The sequence below is a fragment of the Micromonospora sp. D75 genome (genome assembly GCF_018070405.1).
Lineage (GTDB): Bacteria > Actinomycetota > Actinomycetes > Mycobacteriales > Micromonosporaceae > Micromonospora > Micromonospora chalcea.
Window position 1 is genome coordinate 1 of record NZ_JAGPXV010000831.1, and the last position, 2,107, is coordinate 2,107.

The window sequence follows — 2,107 nt, forward strand, 5'->3', positions numbered from 1 at the left end:
CGGTACGGATCCGCTGCCCGCTCGGTTCATCCCTGGCGTCCCTCCTGCCACCGGGCCTGACTGTCGGCGACCTCCGGTTGGTCGGCCGGCGGGCGGGAAAAGTTCCCGAACCGGGTCAGTCGTCGTCGACGGAGACGGTGACCGGCCCGACCCGCAGGACGCCGTCGGTGAGCGGCGCGCAGCGCACACCGCCCCGGCGACGCATCGCCTTCCAGGTGCCGGGCGCGACCACCACGTCGAGCCAGGCGCACGGCGGCGCGGCCCGGTGCACCCGCAGGCGGACCGGACCGTCGCCGGAGTCGAGGGTGAGCACCCGGCCGACCAGCTCGTCCACCGGGATGCCGTCGGTCAGCACGTTGCGCCGCAGCTGGGTGAGGTCCGCCCCGGGCGGCAGCGACTCCCGCGCGATCAGCGTGACGCTCGCCTGCCGGTGCGCCGGGCGGCTGAAGTAGCGGTCCCCGACGATGCCGAGCCCGGCGCGCACCTCCACCCGCTCGACCAGTTCACCCGGCGGCGCGGGGGCGGGCCCGTCCGCGGGGCGGCCCACGTACCGGTGCACGGGCGAGGCCAGCAACTGGACGATCCGCGGCATGCCCCGAAGTGTAATCGCGGGCATACCACCGCCAAAACGGACGATAGCCGCGCTCACGTATCCGCGGCTTACGCAGGGCGTTGTACCAGGTGTGACGGCGAGGCGACCCGACGCGATCGGGGCTCATCCCCGGCGGCGGCTGGCCTGGGCGCGGCGCGAGAACGAGCGCCGGCGCCAGGCGTACGAGACGGCGGCGCGGGCCTGGCGGCGGCGCGCGGAGCACCTCGACCGGCTCCGGATCGAAGCGGCCGGCTTCCACGGGTGCGTCCTGGCCGGCACCGCGCTACCGGTGCCACTGGACGACGGAGAGGTCGTCTACCGCATCCTGCCCACCGTCGACCTCGTCGAGGCCACGGCCCGGCACCTACCCGGACTGCCGGTGCCGGACGGCACGCTCGCCGGATGTCTCGACCCGGCCGAGGGCCCGCTACCGGCCGGGCTGCGCGTGATCGCCAGCGGCGCCGCCGTGGTGACCGACCGGCGGGTCGCTTTCACCGGGCCCGGCGTCGGCCGGGAGTGGCCCCTGCGGAATCTGCGCGGACTCGGGCACCACCCCGGCCGTCCGGTCACCCTGCTGCACGGCACGGACGGCGGCGCACCGGCGGGTCTGCGCGTGCCGGCGCCGGGCGCGGCGAACGCCCGGTTCTACCTCACCCTGGCCCACGCCGACGCCACCGGTACGCGCACCGCGGTGGTGGAGGACGTCGAGGCGCTGTGGTCCGCCCACCGGGCCGCCCGGCCCCGCCCACCCCGGCCGCTCGGGCCGTGGGACGCCCCCGCCGAACGGGCGCTCCCCCAGCGGCTGGCCGCGGCGGGCGTCGCAGCGATGGCCGTACTGCTGGGCGTCACCTCCGCCGGCACCTGGACCGCGACCGCCGGGCAGACCGACCCGGCAGCCCGAACCGCGACCCACCCGGCGACCGCGCCCCCACCGGCCGTTTCGTCAGTGCCGCCCGTGGCGACCCCGGTCAACCCGTCGTCTCCCCCCGCGTCCCGGCCACCCCGGCCCGCGCCGCGACCTCCGGCCGCCGGTTCGGGTGATCGGGTCCCCACCACCGCGCCACCTGCCGCCGGATCCCCGTCGACGCGCGTGAGCGGCCGTACGCCCGTGATCGTCGAATCGTCCGGCCCACCCGCCGCCGGTCCGGCGACGCCGGCGCCGAGCGTGAGCCCGACGGCTGATCCGGTTCCGACCGGCGAGCCCGATCCGACAACCGAGCCGAGCCCGTCCGCCGCATCCGCCGAGCCGAGCATCCTGGACCTGGTGGGCCTGCACCTCGGCCTGGCCGTCGGTTCCGGCGCAACAGCCCAGCAAGACGCAACCCTCCCCTGACCCCGCCCCACGCTCGCCGCTCTCCCACTTCCCCGCCGCCTTCCCTCGGCGTCGCCACGCCCACCCTCGCGGTGATCGCGCCCTCGCCCTCGTCGATCTTGCACTTAACGCCCCGAAGATGCCGGCTTCGCCCCGCTTTGAGCGGGCCACAAGTGCAAGATCGCGGGGGTGAGGGGCCGGGG

2 protein-coding genes are annotated in these 2,107 nt (G+C 76.6%); one reads left to right on the forward strand and one right to left on the reverse strand.

Translation table 11 applies throughout. The features are described 5' to 3' along the window. Positions 1-115: 115 nt before the first annotated feature. On the reverse strand, positions 116-592 hold the full coding sequence (locus tag KBX39_RS29655; protein WP_166456238.1) for a molybdenum cofactor biosysynthesis protein: 477 nt from the start codon (positions 590-592) through the stop codon (positions 116-118). 91 nt (positions 593-683) lie between these two features. Between KBX39_RS29655 and KBX39_RS29660 the strand changes: the two genes are divergently transcribed. Further along, positions 684-1,925: a hypothetical protein gene (locus KBX39_RS29660; protein WP_233514755.1), complete on the forward strand. Its 1,242-nt coding sequence runs from the start codon at positions 684-686 to the stop codon at positions 1,923-1,925. Positions 1,926-2,107: the final 182 nt, after the last annotated feature.

Coding starts and splice junctions, on each gene's coding strand:
- KBX39_RS29655 (WP_166456238.1), bottom strand. CDS start 592: ATGCCGCGGATCGTCCAGTTGCTGGCCTCGCCCGTGCACCGGTACGTG.